General features: G+C 59.6%; 17 protein-coding genes. 9 read left to right on the top strand and 8 right to left on the bottom strand.

Going from position 1 to position 17,470, the window contains the following annotated elements:
• Nucleotides 1-7: 7 nt before the first annotated feature.
• From ACSAMW_RS14730 to ACSAMW_RS14720, 3 genes are all read left to right on the top strand, one after another.
• Nucleotides 8-1,753: a sensor histidine kinase gene (locus ACSAMW_RS14730; RefSeq protein ID WP_500590924.1), complete on the top strand. Its 1,746-nt coding sequence runs from the start codon at nucleotides 8-10 to the stop codon at nucleotides 1,751-1,753.
• Complete coding sequence (locus ACSAMW_RS14725; RefSeq protein ID WP_500590923.1) at nucleotides 1,750-3,078, top strand: sigma-54-dependent transcriptional regulator; 1,329 nt, start codon at nucleotides 1,750-1,752, stop codon at nucleotides 3,076-3,078. The genes ACSAMW_RS14730 and ACSAMW_RS14725 overlap by 4 nt, the downstream gene beginning before the upstream one ends.
• Before the next feature lie 163 nt (nucleotides 3,079-3,241).
• Nucleotides 3,242-4,561, top strand: coding sequence for an MFS transporter (locus tag ACSAMW_RS14720; protein WP_168083489.1), 1,320 nt, complete (start codon nucleotides 3,242-3,244; stop codon nucleotides 4,559-4,561).
• Between the two features lie 55 nt (nucleotides 4,562-4,616).
• Here ACSAMW_RS14720 and ACSAMW_RS14715 read toward each other — a convergent pair whose 3' ends face one another.
• Genes ACSAMW_RS14715 through ACSAMW_RS14705 form a run of 3 tightly spaced genes read right to left on the bottom strand, consistent with a single transcriptional unit; the run spans nucleotide 4,617 to nucleotide 6,402 of the window.
• Nucleotides 4,617-5,291 carry a GNAT family N-acetyltransferase gene (locus ACSAMW_RS14715; protein ID WP_500590922.1) on the bottom strand — a complete coding sequence of 225 codons (675 nt, stop codon included), beginning with the start codon at nucleotides 5,289-5,291 and terminating at the stop codon, nucleotides 4,617-4,619.
• Between the two features lie 8 nt (nucleotides 5,292-5,299).
• A complete protein-coding gene (locus tag ACSAMW_RS14710) occupies nucleotides 5,300-5,746 on the bottom strand; it encodes a GNAT family N-acetyltransferase (RefSeq protein ID WP_500590921.1) in 447 nt (148 codons plus the stop codon).
• 14 nt (nucleotides 5,747-5,760) lie between these two features.
• Nucleotides 5,761-6,402, bottom strand: a complete 642-nt coding sequence (locus ACSAMW_RS14705) for an FMN-binding negative transcriptional regulator (protein WP_500590920.1) — start codon at nucleotides 6,400-6,402, stop codon at nucleotides 5,761-5,763.
• A gap of 97 nt (nucleotides 6,403-6,499) precedes the next feature.
• On the opposite strand from ACSAMW_RS14705, the gene pdxR reads away from it, so the two are divergent.
• A complete protein-coding gene (pdxR, locus tag ACSAMW_RS14700; RefSeq protein ID WP_500590919.1) occupies nucleotides 6,500-8,047 on the top strand; it encodes a MocR-like pyridoxine biosynthesis transcription factor PdxR in 1,548 nt (515 codons plus the stop codon).
• 34 nt (nucleotides 8,048-8,081) lie between these two features.
• On the opposite strand, the gene ACSAMW_RS14695 is transcribed toward pdxR, so the two are convergent.
• The 3 genes from ACSAMW_RS14695 to ACSAMW_RS14685 form a co-directional block, all read right to left on the bottom strand.
• Nucleotides 8,082-9,086, bottom strand: a complete 1,005-nt coding sequence (locus ACSAMW_RS14695; protein WP_500590918.1) for an asparaginase — start codon at nucleotides 9,084-9,086, stop codon at nucleotides 8,082-8,084.
• Nucleotides 9,087-9,089: 3 nt separating this feature from the next.
• On the bottom strand, nucleotides 9,090-10,505 hold the full coding sequence (locus tag ACSAMW_RS14690) for an alanine/glycine:cation symporter family protein (protein ID WP_500590917.1): 1,416 nt from the start codon (nucleotides 10,503-10,505) through the stop codon (nucleotides 9,090-9,092).
• A 227-nt stretch (nucleotides 10,506-10,732) separates the two neighbouring features.
• The gene (locus ACSAMW_RS14685; protein ID WP_500590916.1) at nucleotides 10,733-12,157 is read right to left on the bottom strand and encodes an aspartate ammonia-lyase; all 1,425 of its coding nucleotides are present in this window, start codon (nucleotides 12,155-12,157) and stop codon (nucleotides 10,733-10,735) included.
• Between the two features lie 174 nt (nucleotides 12,158-12,331).
• Here ACSAMW_RS14685 and ACSAMW_RS14680 point away from each other — a divergent pair, with 174 nt between their 5' ends.
• The 5 genes from ACSAMW_RS14680 (at nucleotide 12,332) to ACSAMW_RS14660 (ending at nucleotide 15,917) form a co-directional block, all read left to right on the top strand.
• On the top strand, nucleotides 12,332-13,231 hold the full coding sequence (locus ACSAMW_RS14680; protein ID WP_500590915.1) for a LysR substrate-binding domain-containing protein: 900 nt from the start codon (nucleotides 12,332-12,334) through the stop codon (nucleotides 13,229-13,231).
• A 173-nt stretch (nucleotides 13,232-13,404) separates the two neighbouring features.
• Nucleotides 13,405-13,896 carry a 5-(carboxyamino)imidazole ribonucleotide mutase gene (gene purE, locus ACSAMW_RS14675; protein ID WP_500590914.1) on the top strand — a complete coding sequence of 164 codons (492 nt, stop codon included), beginning with the start codon at nucleotides 13,405-13,407 and terminating at the stop codon, nucleotides 13,894-13,896.
• A 2-nt stretch (nucleotides 13,897-13,898) separates the two neighbouring features.
• Nucleotides 13,899-14,981 carry a 5-(carboxyamino)imidazole ribonucleotide synthase gene (locus ACSAMW_RS14670; RefSeq protein ID WP_500590913.1) on the top strand — a complete coding sequence of 361 codons (1,083 nt, stop codon included), beginning with the start codon at nucleotides 13,899-13,901 and terminating at the stop codon, nucleotides 14,979-14,981.
• 99 nt (nucleotides 14,982-15,080) lie between these two features.
• Nucleotides 15,081-15,326 carry a GlsB/YeaQ/YmgE family stress response membrane protein gene (locus ACSAMW_RS14665; RefSeq protein ID WP_168083479.1) on the top strand — a complete coding sequence of 82 codons (246 nt, stop codon included), beginning with the start codon at nucleotides 15,081-15,083 and terminating at the stop codon, nucleotides 15,324-15,326.
• A gap of 57 nt (nucleotides 15,327-15,383) precedes the next feature.
• Nucleotides 15,384-15,917 (top strand): DUF3299 domain-containing protein, encoded by a 534-nt coding sequence (locus tag ACSAMW_RS14660; protein ID WP_500590912.1) that lies wholly within the window; start codon nucleotides 15,384-15,386, stop codon nucleotides 15,915-15,917.
• Between the two features lie 92 nt (nucleotides 15,918-16,009).
• Here the strand turns inward: ACSAMW_RS14660 and ACSAMW_RS14655 are convergent, their stop codons facing one another.
• Together ACSAMW_RS14655 and ACSAMW_RS14650 are read right to left on the bottom strand one after the other, a co-directional pair.
• Nucleotides 16,010-16,906 carry a D-hexose-6-phosphate mutarotase gene (locus ACSAMW_RS14655; protein ID WP_500590911.1) on the bottom strand — a complete coding sequence of 299 codons (897 nt, stop codon included), beginning with the start codon at nucleotides 16,904-16,906 and terminating at the stop codon, nucleotides 16,010-16,012.
• A 57-nt stretch (nucleotides 16,907-16,963) separates the two neighbouring features.
• A complete protein-coding gene (locus tag ACSAMW_RS14650; protein WP_168083476.1) occupies nucleotides 16,964-17,365 on the bottom strand; it encodes an acyl-CoA thioesterase in 402 nt (133 codons plus the stop codon).
• Nucleotides 17,366-17,470: the final 105 nt, after the last annotated feature.

Here is a 17,470-nt window from a genome sequence, read left to right as displayed (position 1 = left end):
TCAAATCATGACCTACCGACATTTGCGTCTGGCCCTCATTCTGATCGTGGTGTTCGTTGGCACCTTGATCAGTGCTTCGCTCGCCATGCGCCATGCCTCCCGAGATGCCTTGCTCGAAGATTCGAGGCTTTCCGAACAGCGCTTGAACCTGTACGCCAATAACCTGGGCACTTTGATCGAACGCTATCGCGCGTTGCCTGCCGTGCTGGCGCTGGACCCGGAACTTGTGGATGCCTTGCGCCGGCCAGCCAGCCCTCAGCGGCAGCAGGAACTGAACATCAAGCTGGAGCAGATCAACACTGCCGCGCAGTCCTCGACGCTGGAGCTGCTTGATCGCAACGGTTGGGCCGTAGCAGCCAGCAACTGGCGCACGCCTTACAGCTATGTGGGCCATAACTATGCGTTCCGGCCGTATTTCCTGCAGACACGGACTCAAGGCACAGGGCGGTTCTATGCCGTAGGCGTCACCAGCGGTGTGCCAGGGTACTTCCTGTCCAGCGCAATTACCGATGACAGCGGCCAATTTCTGGGCGCTGTGGTCGTGAAGCTGGAGTTTCCCCAGGTGGAACACCAATGGCAGCAGGACAGTGACCTGCTGATGGTCAGCGATTCGCGTGGCGTGGTGTTCCTGGCCAGTAACCCGCGCTGGCGCTATCACTTGCTGCAACCCTTGAGCGAAGCCGATCGTCAGGCGCTGGCGCAGACGCGTCAGTACCACCGCCAATCTCTGGAGCCGCTTGGGCTGACCTCTGTGCAAACCCTGGCGGCCAACAGCCGGCTGGCGCAGCTCGAAGATGAAACCTACTTGTGGAAATCGATGCCGCTGCCAAGCGAGGGCTGGACCCTGCACCTGCTGCGCCCGCGCCAAGAGGACTATGACAGCCAGCGCAACGCAGCGCTGGGAGCCGCAAGTGCCTGGCTGTGTGTCATCTTTGGGCTGCTGTTTGGCTATCAACGCCTGCGCCTGGCCCGTTTGCGGCGTAACACCCAGCGCGAGCTGGAGCGTGTTGTGGATGAGCGCACCCGCGAACTGCTTACTGCTCAGGAGGGCCTGATACAGTCGACCAAGCTGGCGGCCCTGGGTCAGATGTCTGCAACGCTGGCCCACGAAATCAACCAGCCATTGACCACACAGCGCATGCAACTGGCCAGCCTGCGCTTGCTCCTCGATCACGGTCGGCTGGAGGAGGCCAGGGCAGCCCTGCTGCCTTTCGAACAAATGCTGCAGCGCATGAACGCATTGACGCAGCACCTTAAAACATTCGCCCGCAAAAGCCCCAAGGGGCTGCGCGAACGCCTGGACCTGGCGTTAGTGATCGATCAGGCCCTGCAACTGCTCAATGCTCGGCTGACTCAGGAAGCGGTAGAGGTGGTGGTGGACCTGCCTCGTCCCGCGTGGGTCTTAGGCGATCCCATACGCCTGGAGCAGGTATTGATCAACTTGCTACGCAACGCGATTGATGCCATGGCTGGCCAACCCCTGAAGCGGCTAACCCTTACCCTGCACGCGCAACCTTCGCAGTGGCGCCTTACGGTAGAGGACACGGGGCAAGGTATTGCACAGGAGGATCTGGTGCATTTGTTCGAGCCCTTTTTCACCACCAAGCCTGCAGGTGAAGGGCTGGGGCTGGGGCTGGCCGTATCAGCCTCCATCGTGCAGGATCACCAAGGCCGCCTGGAGGTTGAAAACCTGTCACCTGGGGCCCGTTTTACCCTGTATCTGCCGCTCGCCCAGGAGGTATGCGCGCCATGAGCCTTGACCTACCCATTCTGGTAGTGGACGACGAAGCCAGCATCCGTGCGTCCATCGAACAGTTCCTCACCCTCTCAGGCCTCAAGGTACAAACGTTCGACCATGCCGAAGCTTGCCTGGCGGCGGCGCTGCAAACACCGGTCGGGGCCATTGTGAGCGATGTGCGCATGCCTGGGCTCGATGGCCTTGGGCTGCTGGCCCAAGCCCAGCGGCAAGATCCCGGGCTGCCAGTCATTCTGCTTACGGGGCACGGCGATGTACCCATGGCGGTGGCTGCCCTGCGTGACGGTGCCTACGACTTCATTGAAAAGCCCTTCGACCCTGAAGCACTTTTGCAGGCCCTCCACCGCGCGCTTGAAAAGCGTCGGTTGGTATTGGAAAACCGTCAGCTGCATCAGCAGGTTGGGCAACAAGCTGAGCTTCAGGCACGGTTGTTAGGGGCAGGGCCGGCCATGGTTCGGCTGCGCGAACAGTTGCTGAACATGGCAGGGCTGCCCGTAAACGTGTTGATTCGGGGAGAAACCGGAAGCGGCAAGGAACTGGTTGCCCAGTGCCTTCACGACTTCAGCCCGCGCGCCAAAGGGCCTTTCGTAGCGCTCAACTGTGCGGCAATTCCTGAAACCCTGTTTGAAGCCGAGCTGTTCGGGCATGAGAGCGGTGCCTTTACCGGGGCCCAGGGTAAACGTGTGGGTAAGCTGGAATATGCCAACGGCGGTACGCTTTTTCTCGACGAGATAGAAAGCCTGCCGCTGGCCCAGCAGGCCAAACTGTTGCGTGTTCTGCAAGAGCGCAAACTGGAGCCGCTAGGGGGCAACCGCAGTGTTGAAGTGGACCTGCGCATCGTGGCGGCCACCAAGCCCGACTTGCTGGCCCTGGCGCGCGATGGCTTGTTCAGGGAGGACCTGGCCTACCGGTTGAATGTGGCGGAGCTGCATGTTCCGCCGTTACGTCAGCGTCGTGAGGACATCGCACTGCTGTTCGAGCACTTTGCTCGCCAGGCTGCCGTTCGAGTAGGGCGTGAGCCGCCCTTGCTGCCGCATTCGGCGCTGGCCGAGCTGCTGGGGCACAGTTGGCCGGGCAATGTGCGAGAGTTGGCCAATGCCGCCGAGCGGCACGCGCTGGGGCTGGGTAACGCCTCGCCTGCGGCCCAGGAGTCGTCCTTGGCCGAGCAGGTGGAGCAGTTCGAAGCACAATGCCTGCGCAGTGCCTTGGCGCATCACAAGGGAGACATCAAAGCCGTGATGGAACAACTGCAGTTGCCTCGTCGAACCCTTAACGAAAAAATGCAGCGCCATGGTTTGGTGCGTGAAAGCTTCCTTAATTGATCGGCAAAAATCCGCCTATCACAATGTGCCTTTGAGCGGTTTTCCGCTTACCAGCCTGCTCTTCGCCTTTTAAATAGGGGGTTTGAAGGCTGGCATGGCCTATGCAGAAGAGTCTGTGTCCGCGCCCGTCCCGGTGTGTAACAACAATAAGAGACTCCATGCGATGAATACGATTGCCTCATCCGCAGGTGCCACCAGCGCAGCTGCTCCAAAAACCCCCAGCTCTCGGCTCAAGTCCATTTTCAGTGGCTCGGTGGGTAACCTGGTCGAATGGTACGATTGGTACACCTACGCTGCATTTTCGCTGTATTTCTCCTCCGTGTTTTTCCCCAAGGGAGATTCCACCGCCCAACTGCTCAACACGGCTGCTATTTTTGCCGTGGGCTTCCTTATGCGCCCCATTGGCGGCTGGATGATGGGCGTGTATGCCGACCGCAAGGGCCGCAAGGCGGCGTTGCTGGCCTCGGTACTGTTAATGTGCTTCGGCTCGCTGATCATCGCGCTTACGCCTGGTTATGACACCATCGGTGTAGCCGCACCCGTACTGCTGGTAGTCGCCAGGCTGCTGCAAGGCTTGTCCGTAGGAGGAGAATACGGTACGTCCGCGACCTACCTAAGTGAAATGGCCAGCCAGCGTAATCGTGGGTTCTGGTCCAGCTTCCAGTACGTCACGCTTATTTCCGGCCAGCTTATTGCTTTGGCTGTGCTGATTGTCCTGCAGCAAACGCTGACTGAAGAGCAATTGCATGCCTGGGGCTGGCGTGTACCGTTCGTGATCGGCGCCATGTGTGCAGTCGCAGCGCTGTACCTGCGCCGTGGCATGGAAGAAACCGCATCGTTCAAGGCCACTGCTACCAAGGAGAAGAAGGAAAGCGCCTTCCGTGCGCTGATGCGCCATCCGCGGGAATTGGCAACCGTTGTAGGCCTTACCATGGGCGGTACGCTGGCGTTCTACACCTACACCACGTACATGCAGAAATACCTGGTGAACAGTGTTGGCATGACCAAGGCGGACTCCACCCTGATCTCTGCCGCTACCCTGTTCCTGTTCATGTGCCTGCAGCCAGTAGTAGGGGCTTTGTCTGACCGTGTTGGCCGCCGGCCTATCCTTATTGCCTTCGGCATATTGGGTACCCTGTGCACCTACCCCATTCTCAATACGCTGAATACTGTCAGCACGCTATGGGGTGCCTTCTGGCTGATCATGGCAGCACTGGTGATCGTGAGTGGCTATACCTCGATCAACGCTGTAGTGAAAGCTGAGCTGTTCCCTGCAGAGGTACGGGCCCTAGGCGTTGGCCTGCCGTATGCCTTGACCGTATCGATCTTCGGCGGCACCGCTGAGCTGGTGGCCCTGCAATTCAAGCAAGCAGGCATGGAAAGCGGCTACTACTGGTATGTAACGGCCTGTATCTTCATCTCGCTGCTGGTGTATGTGTTCATGAAGGACACTCGCCACCATTCGCGTATCGAAACCGACTGAGCCTAGAGGTTGGCCAGCGCCTTGGCAGGCGCTGGCTGCTTGGTTCGGCCTTTGGTTAAAGCCCCCGCACTGCCTCCAGCGTTTTCACCTGCTTTCCATCCTTGAAGTTCTCTGGCGCCAGCCAGGCTTCAAACCCTTCCTTGACGGCTGGCCACTGAGAGTCCAACAGTGAGAACCAGGCCGTATCGCGGTTGTGGTTTTTGACCACCATGTGCTGGCGGAATACACCCTCAGGCGTAAAGCCAAAGCGGGCTGCGGCACGGCGAGAACGCTCGTTACGGTTGTCACATTTCCATTCAACACGGCGATAACCTGCGTTGAACACCTGCTGAGCCAGCAGGTAAATGGCTTCAGTGCCCTTGGGTGTGCGCTGCATCGGGGCGCCGAAGGCCACGTGGCCGATCTCGATACGGCCGTGCGCCGGCACGATGGACATCAGGCTCAATACGCCCTCGGCTTTGCCTGTTTCCTTGTCGACCACACAGAACCCTAGCGGGTCGTTGCTGATGGCATAGCTGTCCAGCCAGATATCGAACAGTTCCCGATCATTGAAAGGGCCGTAAGGCAGAAAATCCCAGAACAGAGGGTCTGCGCCCGGGCCTACCAGAACATCCCACAAGTCTTCGCTGTGGCGCGCGGGCACCAGTTTTTCCAGCCGGATGTAGGTCCCTTCTGTGGTCTCAGCGACGGGGGCCTTTACCGGTTTCCAGATCATTGCGGGGCTTACCATAACGGCTCCTAGAGGGCTTTGCGGAATTGAATGAAACCTGGTTGCTCTGCAATCTGCTTATACAGCGTAATAGCAGTGGTGTTGGTCTCGTGGGTCAGCCAATGGACCTTTGTACAACCGGCGGTTCTAGCCTGGGAATACACGTATTCGATCAGTTGACGGCCAATACCACCGCCACGCTGGCGTTCGTCCACGATTAGATCCTGCAGGTAACAGGAGTTCTCTACGGTCCAGCAGGAACGGTGAAAGATCCAGTGCACCAGCCCTACAGCCTGCCCATCCTGCCAGGCAAGGGCAGCGTTGATGGGTTCAGCGACGTCTAGAATGCGCTGCCATGTGGTCGCCGAAACAGCTTCTGGAATGTTTACACCATAGAACTGCTGGTAGGCCTTCCAGAGTGCATGCCAGAAAGGCTGATCCTTCGCTTGCACAGGCCGGATGTCAATGGTGCTCATAGTGGAATACCTTCTTATAGGGTTTGTTGGGCATCGAGGGCCATGGCTGCCGCCAGCGCCCGGTCTGTTGCATGACAACTGGCGGCCAGCTGCTGGGCTACCCCCTGCTGGTCTGCCACGCTGCGGTTCTGGCTGAGTTTGCGCTTGCCTTCGAGGCGATCAACAGTGATGGAAAACCCAACGATGGCTTTGAGCATGTTCTGGATGTAGGCCTGTGGCGCATCGCTGATTGCCCAGGGTTCAGCACTATGGCGTTCATGGCGTTGGGTCAACTGGTCGACCAGCCCATAGAGGCGCTCAGGGTCGTGAAAGACTTCTGGGGTCCCTTGGGCTTGCACGGACACATAGTTCCAGGTGGGCACCACACTCGGGTTGCCGGTTTTGCTGGGGTAAAAGCCCGGGCTGACATACGCCTCTGGCCCACTGAACACCACCAGCGCAGGTGAACCCTGAGCAAGGTGTTTCCATTGTGGGTTGGCCTTGGCCAAGTGGCCATGGAGCAGCGTGCGCTCGCCTTCACGGGTCAACAGCAAGGGTACGTGGTTGGCCAGCAGGCCTTCATTACCCTGTGTCACTAACAAGGGAAGGCCGCAGGTTTGAATGATCTGGTAGAGGGTCTCTGGGTCGGATTCACGAAAAGCGTTCGGCAGGTACATGGCAGGCCCTTACTGTGGATAAGCTATGCTATGAGCGAAATTGGTCCGCTGTAAGGTCCATTAACGACAATGTTGACAGAGCCAATCGAGGGGGCGAATGCTGGACTTTGACCCATGCGGCCTAATCCTGGCTCCAGGCCGTGGCTTGGTACACCAACTCTACGAGGAGCTGCGCGACCGTGTACTTGATGGTCGATTGCCCGCTGGTGCCCGCCTCCCTGCCAGCAGGATGCTGGCACGCTCCCTAGGGGTTTCTCGCAATACCGTAATAAGCGCGTATGAGCAGTTGATGGTGGAAGGTTTTGCAGAGGCTAGAGTGGGGGCGGGGACATACATTGCCAGACCCTTGGCGGCAACTACTGAAAGCACTAGCGCTTCGGATTCATCCACAACGTTGTCCACAGGTTTTGGAGGGGGGTTGTACACAGGTTTACCCACAGAAGGGCCTGTATTTTCATCCAGTACACCTGTTGAAACACCTGCATTCAGGCAAGCACTGACCCAGCCCATTTCTCTGCCTGAACCTAGCACCCCGCATGCATTTCAAGTTGGCATTCCTGCCTTTGACCTCTTTCCGTTCGACGTATGGGGCAAGCTCTATAGCGCTTTTTGGCGAAAGCCTGACCTTGCCTTACTGAGTTATCAACAGGCTGCAGGTGATGCCAACCTTCGGGAAATGATAGCGGCTTATCTACGTACTTCCCGCGGCTTGGTCTGCACGGCTGATCAGATAGTAGTCACCTGCGGCGCGCAACAGGCCATTAGCCTTTGTGCACAGTTGCTGTTGCAGCTAGGTGACCGTGCCGCTGTGGAAAACCCAGGCTATCGCGCTGCCGGCCATGCATTGGCAAGCGCAGGCGCTGAAGTAGTGGGTATTGGCGTGGATGAGGACGGATTGCGTTGTGATGAGTTGATGCAAGTGGCAACGTGCAAAGTGGCTTACGTGACACCGGCGCATCAGTACCCCACAGGCGTTACATTGAGCCTGGCACGTCGGCTACAGCTGCTGGACTGGGCACGGCATACAGGTGCCTGGATCATCGAAGATGATTATGATGGTGAGTATCGCTACAGCGGTGCCCCCTTGGCCCCCCTTGCTGCCTTGGACCCTGACGGCCGAGTGCTCTATGTCGGTACCTTTGGCAAAGTAGCATTTCCTGCGTTACGGCTCGGTTACCTCGTACTGCCACAGGCGCTGGCCCCCGCCTTCGCTCAGCGACGGGCAGTCGATATGCGACACTCCGAAGTGGCCAGCCAATGGGTAATGGCGCAATTCATGGCGCGTGGGCATTTCCAACGGCATATTCGGCGAATGCGAAAGGCAGCGCTGCGCCGCAGGGATACCTTGCTGGCCTGCTGGCCCGAGCGGATTGCAGGTTGTGAACCCATGCCAACAGTTAGCGCAGGGCTGCACGTCAAAGTCGCGGTTGATACCTTGGCAAGAGAAACAGAGCTGGTCAGGCTGGCCCATCAGGCTGACGTGCGAATTCAACCCCTTAGCCATTATTGGCTACCCAATACGGCAAAGCCTGCGGGCAAGCGCAGCGGGCTGGTCCTTGGGTTTGCAGGCGTGGAGGAGGCGGCCATCGCCGCCGCTGTCGAGCGGCTGCGAGTGGCCTGGGGGCTGAAGGCGTGCAAGGTTTGAACCTTGCAGGTCTTTGCAGGTAGGGGGGAGGTGCCTAACGCGTGCCTGACAGTTCACCGCACAGGTCTACACCCAGCAAACGTGCCACTTCATCGGTGCCCAGGCCAATACCCAGCAACCCGTGAAGCTTGCCCAAGGCGGCTTCGCGAGTCATGCCGCCGCCGGCAACCACGCCCGCGTCGCGCAAACGGCTACCGGCTTCGTACACATCGAATACCACGCCCCCTTGCTGGCATTGAGTCACGGCAACTACCACCACCCCCTCAGCGCGAACCTGACGCAAAGCGGCCAGGAAAGCAGGGTTGTCACCCGGGCCGGTGCCGCTGCCATAACATTCCAGTACCACCCCTTGTACGCCTGCCTGGGCTAACGCTCCCAGCCAGGCGGGATCGAAGCCCGGCACCAAGGGCAAGGCAGCGACCTTGGCCAACACCTTGGGTTGCTGGTAATGCAATTGCGCAGGCAGTGGCGCTATAGCAACAGGGGCTTGGTCCCGTACCAGGGGGGCAAAGGCCCCGCGCCCACTGCTACGTACCTTGGCGCAGCGGGTAGGCAGCATCAGTTGGCCGTGGAAATATAGCCATACGCCCGCAAGCACACCTTGGGTCAGTGCAGCCAGGGTACCTTCAACGTTTTCCCAGGCGTCGCTGTCGGGCACGCCGGCTGGCAGCATACTGCCGGTGAAGACCACCGGTACCTGCAGGCCGATCAGCTGAAAGCTCAGTGCTGCCGCGCTGTAGGCCAGGGTGTCAGTACCGTGCAGTACCATAACGGCGTCACAGCCCTCCACATCCACGGCCCGCACAATGGCTGTACGCAGCTGCTGCCAGTAGACCGGTTCCATATTGGCGCTGTCGATCAGAGGCTGCATCTCTTCGAACGACCAGGCTGCGGTAGGCAACCCGGTTTCTGCGAGCCTGTCTTGCATTCGCTGTTCGAAGCCGCCAGCAGGGACCAGGCCGCTGGCACTGGCGACCATACCAATGGTGCCACCGGTGTACAGCACTCTGATATGGCGCGCGGGCTGGGCAAGGGGCATGGGTCAGCTCCGGTCAACAGTGTGTGAATCGGCCTTGGGTGGCCAGGCGCGTGCATCCAGGTCCAGGTCGGCATATTGGGCCGGGTCGAACACGGGGGTTTTAACGCCGGCAGCCCGCTGGTCGTCATAGTCACGCAACAGGCGCAGGCCTACCTTGAACAGCAGGAACAAGGCCGTGAGGTTCACCAGTGCCAATAGGGTCATGGTGAGGTCGGCAAACGCAAACACCGTTTCCAGGTTTTCAATCGCGCCCCACACCACCAGCGCCAGCACGATCACACGGTAGGCGATAATGGTTTTCTTGCCACCGCCCAGGAAGCGCAGATTGTTCTCGCCAAGGTAATAGTTGTAGAGCATGGACGTGAACACGAACAGCGCCAGTGCAACGCTGATGAACACCTTGCCCCAGGGGCCGACTACCGCAGCGAGCGAATCTTGTGCCAGTACGATGCCGTTGCCGTCGAAGCTGGTGCCGTATACACCTGACAGCAGGATCAGCAGGGCCGTACAGGTACAGATCACGAAGGTATCCAGAAACACGCTGAAGGCCTGTACCACACCCTGCGCCACTGGGTGGCGTACTTCTGCCACGGCTGCCACGTTGGGCGCGCTGCCCAGGCCGGCTTCGTTGGCAAATACGCCGCGCTTCACACCCAGCACAATGGCGCTGCCCACCAGGCCACCGAACACCGGGTCAAGGCCCAGTGCGCTTTTCACGATAGTGGCAAGCATCATGGGCACGTGGTCGAACTGCAGCACGATCACATACAGGGTCACGGCAATGTAGGCCAGGGTTTTGACGGGCACCAGCAGGTCAGCCACCTTGGCGATACGCTTGATGCCACCGATGAAGACCAACGCCATCAGCACAGCCAGGGCCAGGCCGGAGTACTTCACATCAAAGCCGAAGGCATCGTTCAACGAGGTAGTGACCGCGTGGGATTGCAGCCCATTGAAAGCAAAGCCGAAGGTCAGCAGCAACAGAGCCGCCATGACCATACCCAGCCAGCGCTTGCCCAGGCCGTGCTGGATATAGAACGAAGGGCCACCGCGGTATTGGCCATCGTCGTCGCAGCGCTTGTACAGCTGTGCCAACGAGCATTCGAAGAAGCTGCTGGCCATGCCCACCAGGGCTGTGACCCACATCCAGAATACAGCGCCTGGGCCACCTAAGGTTACGGCAACGCCTACACCGGCGATGTTACCAGCGCCTACACGGCCTGCGAGGCTGAGCATCAGGGCCTGAAAAGAGCTGAGCTGGCCCGAGCTGCTACGCAGGCTGTCTGCGAACACGCTGAACATGTGGGGGAAATGGCGAAGCTGGACGAAGCGCGAGCGCAACGTGAAATAGCCGCCCAGCCCAACGATCAGCACGATCAGCACTTTGCCGGACAGGAAGTCGTTCAGGACTCCAAGCATATTGTTTCCTCGTGTTGGTAGCGGGCAGCGTTTCCACTGGCACCGACAAAAGTGGCGCACTATACCCGCGAATCGCGCCATCGTCTGCCCAGCCTTGGTGCATGCGTAGGTCAGATGACGGCTTATTTCGCCGAACGGCCCTAAAAAGAAGCAAAAAAAGAGCCCCTAAAGGGGCTCGCAAAGGAGAGGGGTGTCTAGGCCCTCAACCTGGTGAGGCAGGTATGACATCAGGCTTTAAGCGGAACCAACCGAGGCGCGATCATGTTTTCCGGGCGCAGGATGTCAGCCAGCATGGCGTCGTCCAACAGGGCTTCCTCACGCACCAGTTCCAATACGCCACGGCCGGTTTCCAGGGCAACACGGGCGATACGGGTGGCGTTCTCATAACCGATATAAGGGTTAAGGGCGGTGACCAGGCCGATGGAATGTTCAACCAGCTCCCGGCAGCGCTGTTCGTTAGCCGTGATACCCACTACGCAGTGCTCGCGAAGCATGTCCATGGCGCGCTGAAGGGTGCGGATGGAGTCGAAGATCTTGTAGGCAATCAAGGGCTCCATCACGTTGAGCTGTAACTGACCGCCCTCGGCGGCGATGGTCAAGGCCAGGTCATTGCCCATGATCTCGAAGGCAACCATGTTCACGGCTTCTGGAATCACCGGGTTCACCTTGCCTGGCATGATGGAGCTACCAGGTTGCCGGGCGGGCAGGTTGATCTCGTTGATGCCGGTGCGCGGGCCACTGGACAGCAGGCGCAGGTCGTTGCAGATCTTGGACAGTTTGACAGCGGTGCGCTTGAGCATGCCGGAGAACAGTACGAAAGCCCCCATGTCCGAGGTCGCTTCGATCAGGTCAGCTGCTGGCACCAGGGGCTGGCCGCTGATGAGGGCCAGGCGGGCGACGGCTGCATGCTGATAGCGCGGGTCGGCGTTGATGCCAGTACCGATGGCCGTGCCGCCCAGGTTCACTTCAGTCAGCAGCTCTGGCGCCAGCGTACGCAGCCGTTGAAGGTCTTCGCCCAAGGTGGTGGCGAAGGCGCGGAATTCCTGGCCCAAGGTCATGGGTACGGCATCCTGCAATTGCGTACGGCCCATTTTCAGCACATGGGCAAACTCGTCCCCTTTGGCCGCAAAGGCCTGGATCAGGCTGTCCAGGCTAGCCAGCAGGGCGTCATGGCCGAGCAGCAGACCTAGGCGGATGGCTGTAGGGTAGGCGTCGTTAGTGGACTGCGCCATGTTCACGTCATTGTTAGGGTGCAGGTACTGGTACTCACCCTTTTGCTTGCCCATGGCCTCCAGGCCGATGTTGGCGATCACTTCGTTGGCGTTCATGTTGGTGGACGTACCGGCACCACCCTGAATCATGTCCACGACGAACTGGTCATGGAAGTCGCCACGGATGATGCGGGCACAGGCTTCGCTGATTGCCGCGTGCTTGCTTTCGCTGAGGTGGCCCAGTTCGCGGTTGGCATCGGCGGCAGCCTGTTTGACCATCGCCAGGGCGACTACCAGCTTGGGGTAGTGCGCCAGTGGAACGCCGGACAGACGAAAGTTGTTCACGGCGCGAAGGGTCTGGATGCCGAAATAGGCATCTGCAGGGACTTCAAGGGTGCCGAGAAGGTCTTTTTCGATACGCGAAGATGCAGCGGAGGACATGATAGCGATCAGCTCTGAATGAACCCGGTAAACACCGGAATGCTGCTAATACTGCGCGTTAAGGCGATAATGCGGCCAATGCTGTTGCGCGCTGGCCCATGCACAAACGGCATAACAGCAGGTGTGACGAATGGTCGCCCCAAAGCGTGTGCCGCCGGAAGGAAGTTGCCTGACATGAATCTTGAAATGAAATGGCTCGAAGATCTCACGGCACTGGCCGCCACCCGCAGCTTTTCTCAGGCAGCAGAGCGACGCTTTGTCACGCAACCTGCATTCAGCCGCCGTATTCGCAGCCTTGAGGCCGCCCTAGGGCTGACTTTGGTCAACCGCGCCAAAACGCCGGTGGAATTGACTGAGGCAGGGCAGCTTTTTCTTATCACCGCGCGCAATGTCGTAGACCAGGTAGGAGAGGTATTGCGTCATTTACACCACCTTGAAGGCGGGTCAGGTGAAGTGGTGCAGGTGGCGGCAGCCCATTCGCTTGCCTTGGGGTTCTTCCCAGGCTGGATCGCAAAACTGCGCAACGAAGGCATGCCCATGGCAACGCGGTTGGTGGCGACCAACGTAGGCGACGCCATTCACGCGTTGAGGGAGGGTGGGTGCGACATCATGTTGGCCTTTTACGACCCAGAAGCCACGCTCCAGATGGACCCCGAGATATTCCCTTCACTGCACTTGGGCGCCACAGAAATGCTGCCTGTCTGTTCGGTGGACGAGCAAGGCCACCCCCTGCATAACCTGGATAACGGCAGTACCTTGCCCTTGCTTGCCTACAGTGCAGGGGCGTTCCTAGGCCGCTCGGTCAATGCCCTGCTGCGCCAGCGCGCCTTGCGCTATACCACCGTGTACGAAACAGCCATGGCCGATAGCCTCAAGGCGATGGCGCTCCAGGGACTGGGCGTCGCCTGGGTACCTCGGTTGAACGTGGCAGCAGAACTCAAGCGCGGAGAACTGGTGATCTGCGGCGGGCCACAGTGGCATGTACCGCTTGAAATAAGGCTGTATCGCTGTTCGTTGGTGCGCAAGGCCAGTGTGCGCCTGCTGTGGCGCAAGCTCGAAGCGCCACTGGCCTGAAGCTGCTGGCGGCAGGCGTCAGGCGTGCGCATTCGAAAGGGCTATAGGGTATACTGCGCGGCCTTCGGCCGGTGAGTGACCTGGCCTGCGAACCCAAGCCAAGCCACGCGTATGCCGCGTGGCTTGTTATTTTCCGACGCGCCACGGGCGCCCGAAATGAAAGAGGCTCGACGATGAGTGCACTGGTTGGCGTGATCATGGGCTCCAAGTCCGATTGGTCCACCCTTAGCCACACCGCCGATATGCTGGACAAGCTCGGCATCGCCTACGAGGTGAAAGTCGTTTCCGCGCATCGCACCCCGGATCTGCTGTTCCAGTACGCAGCCGAGGCCGAAGGCCGTGGCCTGGAGGTCATCATTGCTGGCGCTGGCGGCGCAGCCCATCTGCCTGGCATGTGTGCTGCCAAGACACACCTGCCGGTGCTGGGCGTACCGGTGCAGTCATCGATGCTCTCGGGTGTGGATTCGCTGCTGTCCATCGTTCAAATGCCTGCCGGCATTCCGGTCGCTACCCTGGCCATTGGCAAGGCGGGCGCCATCAATGCTGCCTTGCTGGCTGCCAGTATCCTGGGCGGCAAGTACCCTCAGTTCCACGACGCGCTGGTGCGTTTCCGCACCGAACAAACCACTACGGTGCTGGACAACCCGGACCCTCGCGAGGCCTGAGCATGAAAATCGGTGTTATCGGTGGTGGCCAGCTTGGCCGGATGCTTGCCTTGGCAGGTACGCCCCTGGGCATGCGCTTTGCTTTTCTGGACCCCGCGGCCGATGCGTGCGCGGCAGGCCTGGGCGAGCATGTACAGGCGGATTACTCAAGCGAACCCCATTTGCGTCAACTGGCAGACAGCGTAGACCTGGTGACCTTCGAGTTCGAAAGCGTACCGGCAGAAACCGTCGCGTTTCTTTCGCAATTCGTGCCGGTGTATCCAAGTGCACAGGCCCTGCGAATCGCGCGTGATCGCTGGTTCGAAAAAAGCCTGTTCCGCGAACTGGGCATTCCTACGCCTGAGTTTGCCGACATCCAATCCCAAGCGGACCTGGACGCTGCCGTGGCCAGTATTGGCCTGCCAGCGGTGCTGAAAACCCGTACGCTGGGTTACGACGGCAAGGGCCAGAAGGTGCTGCGCAGCGCGGCCGACGTGGCAGGTACCTTTGCCGAGCTGGGTAGCGTGCCCTGCCTGCTGGAAGGGTTCGTACCGTTTACCGGCGAAGTGTCGCTGGTGGCGGTACGTGCACGTGACGGTGAAACCCGTTTCTACCCGCTGGTGCACAACACCCACGACGCGGGCATTCTCAAGCTGTCTGTTGCCAGCGATGAGCATCCGCTCCAGGCCTTGGCCGAAGACTACGTAGGCCGTGTGCTGAATGCGCTGGACTACGTAGGCGTGCTGGCCTTTGAATTCTTCGAAGTGGACGGTGGGTTGAAGGCCAACGAGATCGCCCCTCGGGTACACAACTCCGGCCACTGGACCATCGAGGGCGCGGAGTGCAGCCAGTTCGAAAACCACCTGCGTGCCATTGCCGGGTTACCACTGGGCTCAACGGCCAAGGTGGGCGAAAGCGCAATGCTCAACTTTATTAGCGAAGTCCCCCCGGTTGAGCAGGCCGTTGCGATTCAAGGCTGCCATCTGCACCACTATGGCAAGGCATTCAAACCCGGCCGTAAAGTAGGGCATGCAACGCTTCGCACCGCCGATGCGTCTGCACTCCAGGCTAGTATTGCCAAGGTGCAGGCCCTGATCGGCAACTGATACACACCGAGGCGGAACCTCCGCAAGGCCCAGCCCTCTCATTGCAAGGCGCCGGTAGCCCTGCTACTGGCCTTGTTCTTGAGAAAAGGGGCTTAATCCATGGGTATCATCGGCACTATCGTAATCGGCTTCATCGTTGGCCTGCTGGCACGTTTCCTCAAGCCTGGCGATGACAGCATGGGCTGGATCATGACCATCCTGCTCGGCATCGGTGGTTCGCTGGCGGCAACCTACGGTGGCCAGGCACTGGGCATCTACCGTGCAGGTGAAGGCGCAGGCTTCCTTGGCGCACTGGTGGGCGCGATCGTTCTGCTGGTAATCTACGGCATGATCAAAAAGGATTAACACCCTTCCCGAATCCGGGGGCTAGAATCTGGCCCCCTGCTTCCGGATGCTTCCGCCATGCGCGCTGCTCTACTTGCCTGCCTGTTGTCCTTTTGCACCCTGGCCTGGGGTGAACCGCCGGAAACCGACTGGCTGGCCTTGATGCCGAAGTCGGACCAGAAGGCGCTGGAGGACATGCCTGAAATCGACCATAACACCCCGGAAGCTGACGGCTCTTTCACCGCAAAAGGCGGATTGAAGAACCCCAAGGGGCTGCCGGCAGTGATGTACTCCACCAAGACAGTACCTGCCTTCGATGGCAAGACCATTCGCATCGGTGGCTACCCTGTGCCGCTGGAAACTGATGCCAAGGGCCGAAGCACCCTGTTCTTTCTGGTGCCTTACCCAGGTGCCTGCATTCACGTTCCGCCACCACCGCCCAACCAGCTCATCCTCATCCGCTACCCTAAAGGGCTTAGGTTGAACGATATCTATACGCCGCTGTGGGCCATTGGCACGCTCAAAGTGGAGACGGTGAACAACGACCTTGCTGATGCTGCATACGCGATGGACGCCAGCAAGGTGCGTGTAGTGGAAGAAAAGGACCTGTAGGAGCCTGTGTAGCGGGCGAAATCGGCTACCCGCCGTACCGCTTCATCCCAGGTTTCCGGCCTGTGCCTTGTGGAAGCAGAAGCCCGAAACGGTCACAACGCCTCGCTGGAAACGGTCACGGCCAGCGTATGAGATTCGCCAGGGCCGAGGGTTTTGGCGTCGGCCAGCACATTGGCGGTTTCGATGCAGAACATACGTTGCCAGCCATTGTTATCCATATCGGGCAGTGCGGCAGCCCGCTCGATCCAGGGGTTCCAGATGACAGCACTGGCCGAGCCTTGGGTGTCGATCAGAATGCGACGCTTCCATTCGCTGTCGGCAATGCTAAGGCGCGCAGGGGTGTCGAGGTAAACGCGATCTGTTTCACCCGTGACTTCCAAACGCCCATCTTGGGTACGCTGCTCCCAGTCTTCCAGTGTTTCGATGTACTCCAGCCCTGCTACCTCTTCAACAGCTACCTGGCGCACATCGCTTACGGCGAAATACGTATGCAAGGCCTGGCTAAGGTGCAGTGGCTCCACCCCTAGGTTGAGCGTAGTCAAGGAAAGGCTCAGGGTTTCATCCAGTACGATCCGGAGTTCCAGGCGGGCGGCATGGGGCCATCCCGGTAACTGACCGTCGGCTTCGGGGAGGGTGAACACCAGGGTGACTTTCTGGCCTTCAACGTGGGAATCTACCGCCCACTTGAGCGTACGCACCAAGCCATGGGACGGTGCGGCGTCTGTGCCTTCGCGCATGCCCTGAATAGCCTGCGGGTTACGCGCCAGGTTGCCGAACCACGGCCAGCACACAGGCACGCCCGCGCGGATGGCCTTACCTTGCTTGAACTCGGCATGGTCGTTGAGCCAGATCAGCGGTTGTTCGCCCGTACGCGTGTAACTCAGTACCTGTGCGCCTTGCTCGGCCACCAGCAGCTCCGCGTGGTCGGTCTTTACCTGCCAGATGTCCAGTTCGCCCTGTTTGAGCTTTTCCAGCGTAGGGGTCGACATATCGCTTCCTCGATACCTGATGAGAGTGTGGCGTTGACCTCGGGCACCCTCACAAGTTTAACGCCGGGGCGGAACACTGCGCGTGCGGCCGCTACCATCGATGGCCACGAAGACAAACACCGCCTCGGTCACCTTGCGCCATTCGCTGGAAAGGGGGTCGTCACTCCACACTTCCACCATCATCTGGATAGAGCTGCGCCCGATCTCCAGGGTCTGGGTGTAGAAGGACAATTGAGCGCCCACGGGTACCGGCACCAAAAACGCCATGCGGTCAATGGACACGGTCGCCACACGGCCACCTGCTACCTTGCTGGCCATGGCAGTGCCTGCCAGGTCCATCTGGGACACCAGCCAGCCACCGAAGATATCGCCAAAGCCATTGGTTTCCCTGGGCAAGGCCGTGATTTGCAAGGCGAGGTCGCCTTGTGGAATAGGATCTTCTTGTTCGAGTTCAATCATGCCGGGGGGCCTCGGACCCATCACTTCGAAATGATCACGCAGTCATCAGTTATAGCCACTGGGACCAGTATATAGAGCGATGTGCCCGTACATAACCGTTCAATC

It is taken from the genome of Pseudomonas sp. AB39(2026), from assembly GCF_059831485.1.
Note: the sequence above shows the minus strand (reverse complement) of the source record. Positions and strands in the feature narration are given on the sequence as shown.